The organism is Arthrobacter sp. TB 26 (genome assembly GCF_000427315.1).
Lineage (GTDB): Bacteria > Actinomycetota > Actinomycetes > Actinomycetales > Micrococcaceae > Arthrobacter.
Genome location: NZ_AUPJ01000456.1, coordinates 1 through 3367 on the forward strand (window position 1 = coordinate 1; position 3367 = coordinate 3367).

The 3367-nt window shown below is 68.9% G+C and carries 4 protein-coding genes; all 4 read right to left on the reverse strand.

From position 1 onward, the window contains the following. Positions 1-766 (reverse strand): lyase family protein (locus K789_RS0117515; RefSeq protein ID WP_272943979.1); only part of this gene is annotated, 766 nt, incomplete at its 3' end. After that, entirely contained in the window at positions 763-1329 is a 567-nt protein-coding gene (gene pcaG, locus K789_RS0117520; RefSeq protein ID WP_024367901.1) for a protocatechuate 3,4-dioxygenase subunit alpha, read from the reverse strand. The genes pcaG and K789_RS0117515, both read right to left, overlap by 4 nt. Beyond that, positions 1322-2218 (reverse strand): protocatechuate 3,4-dioxygenase subunit beta, encoded by an 897-nt coding sequence (gene pcaH, locus K789_RS0117525; protein ID WP_024367902.1) that lies wholly within the window; start codon positions 2216-2218, stop codon positions 1322-1324. The genes pcaG and pcaH overlap by 8 nt, the downstream gene beginning before the upstream one ends. 54 nt (positions 2219-2272) lie before the next feature. Then, a partial coding sequence (locus K789_RS0117530) for a VOC family protein (RefSeq protein WP_029705218.1) occupies positions 2273-3367 on the reverse strand: 1095 nt, incomplete at its 5' end.

Below are 3367 nucleotides of genomic sequence, written 5' to 3' on the forward strand. Positions count from 1 at the left end.
CCGCCAGCCGGTTTGTGTGCCACGGCGCCGGGACCGGGGCGAGGCCGAGTTCCGCGGCGAGCCCGTCGGAGAGCTCGAAGGGGGTGCGGCCCGAGCCTGCCGCCAGCACGGTGCCGGCCGCGAGGGTTCCGGCAGCTCCCCCGGTCTGCACCGGGAATTCGAGGGCCTCAAGCCGGCGCGCGGCGGCGGCGAGCCCGTGGAACCATTGGGCCGCCTTGAGCCCGAAGCTGAACGGCAGGGAGTGCTGGGTGAGGCTGCGTCCGACGCACAGGGTGTCCTCGTGGAGGGCGGCGAGGGCGGCTAGCGCCGCGGTCGTTGCCTTGAGCTCGGTGAGCAGTCCGCGGACCGCATCCCGGCACAGCAGCATGAGCGCCGTGTCGAGGACGTCCTGGCTCGTCAGCGAGGTGTGCACAGCTTTCGCCGCGCCGATTCCGGCCACGTCAAGGGCCTTGACGTGGCCGCGGAGATCCGCCAGCAGCGGGATCACCGGATTGGCGCCGCCCTGGGCGCGCACGGCAATGTCGGCGACGTCATAGCGGCCGACGTCGGCGGCAGCGGCGNCCGCGGCGGAGCCGGCCGGGGCGAGGGCTGCCTGGTCCAGGACTGCAGCCCAGGCGGCCTCTACCCGGAGAATGGCGGTAAGGACGGCCCGGTCCCCGGTCAGCGCCGCCACGAAGGGCGACGCCGACACAGGACTCAGGAGGCCAACATCGCCCAGCACGCCGGCGTCGTCCCCGGTGGCTCCGCCTGCTTCACGGGAAATCACTTCGAGGCACCCTCGAAGTCGAGGAACACGGTCTCGCCCTCACCCTGGAGACGGATGTCCCAGGTCAGCCCGCCGTCGGCGTCGCGGCGTGCGATCAGGGTTTTGCGCCGGTCCGGTTCCAGCGAGGACAGCAGCGGATCGGCGGCCAGCGCCTCCTCGTTCTCCGGCAGGTAGATCCGGGTGAAGAGCCGGTTCATCAGGCCGCGGGCGAAGACCGCGACGGAGATGAACGGTGCCGCGCCTTCCTCGGTGGGGCCGGGATTGACGGTGGTGAATGTGAAGAATCCGGTGTTGCCCACGGCGCTGCGGCCGAAGCCGGTGAACGTGTAGCCGTCGCGGACGAGCGAACCCGTGTGGTGCGGAACGTTGCCCTCGGAGTCCGGCTGCCAGATCTCCAGGATCGCGTCCGGGATCGGGTGTCCGGCGCCGTCATACACGGTGCCCTGGAGCCGGATGGAGCCCGGGGAGCCGGGAGCCAGCAGCTCGCGGTCCTTGGCGTAGGGCAGTGCGTAGCCGTAGAACGGTCCCACGGTCTGGCCGGGTGTCGGGGTGAGTTTACTCATGGTCATCTCCTGCTGCACCTAATGCCTCGTTCTCGGTCCAGGTCCGCTTCGAACCGGTCAGGACGATGTCCCAGTTGTACGCCAGCGCCCACTCGGGCTTGGTCTGCTCGTGGTTGTAGGTGGCCACGAGCCGGTCCCGGGCCTCCTGGTCCACGATCGACTGGTAGATCGGGTCCAGCGGGAAGAGCTGGTCACCGGGGAAGTACATCTGGGTGACGATCCGCTGGGTGAATTCCTGCCCGAACAGGGAGAAGTGGATGTGGGCCGGGCGCCAGGCGTTGAGGTGGTTCTTCCACGGGTAGGCGCCGGGTTTGATGGTGGTGAAGCTATAAGAGCCGTCGGCGCCCGTGATGCAACGGCCGACGCCGGTGAAGTTGGGGTCCAACGGGGCCGGGTGCTGGTCACGCTTATGGATGTAGCGGCCAGCGGAGTTCGCCTGCCAGATCTCCACGAGCTGGCCGGCGACGGGACGGCCGTCGCCGTCGAGCACGCGCCCGGAGACAACGATCCGTTCGCCCAGCGGTTCGCCGTTGTGCTGGATGGTCAGATCCGCTTCCAGCGCGTGCACGTCCATGTGGCCGAACGCCGGAGAGTAGAGCTCGATGGTTTCCGGGTCCGCGTGGTGCAGGTCCTTGGTGGGGTGGCGCAGGACGCTGCTGCGGTACGGCGCATAGTCCAGCCGGGGCTGGATCTCTGCCGGGGCACCGCTCTTGAGCGCCTGCGCGTAGGCCTCGCCGATGGCCTTCATCTCGGCACTGAGGTCCGCCTGCGACTCTGCGGCGGCATCCAGGGGCGCATACGTCTTCGGTGCTGCCTCCGCGACTTCGTCGGACACGTCCTCGGTGAGCGGATCCGCGTTGTAGATCTCAAGGTTGATTTCTTCAGGCACAGCAGCCTCCTTTCGTTGGGTGTTGATGATGGTTGTGGGTTTTTGCCGGGCCGTTCAGGTCGTGAGGTTGAGCTGGTGCAGGTGGTCGTACTGGACGGCGTGCCGCACCGGGGCGTTCGGCGCCCCGTAGCCGTCGTAGGTTCCGCGGCGCTCCACCATTTCGAAGAACACGCTGCCCACGGTGGCGGTGTAGAAGTGCAGGAACTCGCCGTCGGCATCGCGGTCGTAAAGCAGGTTGAGGTCCCGGAGGGTGGCCAGGAAGGCGGGGTCCAGGTCGAACCGCGCATCGAGGTCCTCGTAGTAGTTCGACGGGATTCGGAGGAAATCAAGGCCCCGCGCCCGCGCGGACCGGGCCGTCGCCACCAGGTCATCCACGGCGAAGGCGATGTGTTCCTGGTAGGTCCGGCGCTGGCCGGTGCCGGCCGCCTCCGTGCCGGCAGCGGCGTCTTCGCGCTGGACCAGCGGGGCCAGGTTCAGCACCAGGCGGACGCCGCGGTCGCGGGTGAGCATCACCTGGGACCGGACCAGCCCGGTGGGGCTGGCGACTTCCGCGTACGGCTGCGGTTCCAGGGCCAGGGCGCTGGTGTAGAAGAGGACGGCTTCGTCGAAGTGCTGCCAGGGCTGGGCCAGATTGACGTGGTCGATCACGGCACCCTGCCCCGCTGCCAGGCCGGGAGCCGGGGCTGCCATTCCCTCGCCGAATTCGCGGGTCCACACGGCAGTTCCGTCGGGGCTACCCTGGCACAGGAAGATCTCGGTGGAGTCCGGGGCGGCGAAGCCCTGGAAGATTTCCTCGTCTGCCTGGCTCTTGCGCGGCACGGCCGGGGCCTTGAGCTGCTGGGCCCGGGCCGCGGCGATCACGGGGGAATCGACGTCGAAGCCTAGGGCGGAAATTGCAGGTGCCATGGCGGCCTGGGGGTCGCGGGATTCCTGGGATGAGTCTTCGTTGATGATCACGCGGGCGTGGCCCATGGTCCACAATTGCACATTCTTGGTCCGGTGGCGCCCGTTGAACGCGAACCCCAGCTGGCCCAGCAGGGTTTCCAGTCCGGCGGTGTCTGCGGCCCTGACCTCGGCGAAGTTGAAGCCTGCCGGCTCGGCCACCTGCGGGAGAGTGGCCAGTTCCATCGGGTAACGGCGGCGGCCGGC

Coding starts and splice junctions, on each gene's coding strand:
- pcaG (WP_024367901.1), bottom strand. CDS start 1,329: ATGAGTAAACTCACCCCGACACCCGGCCAGACCGTGGGACCGTTCTAC.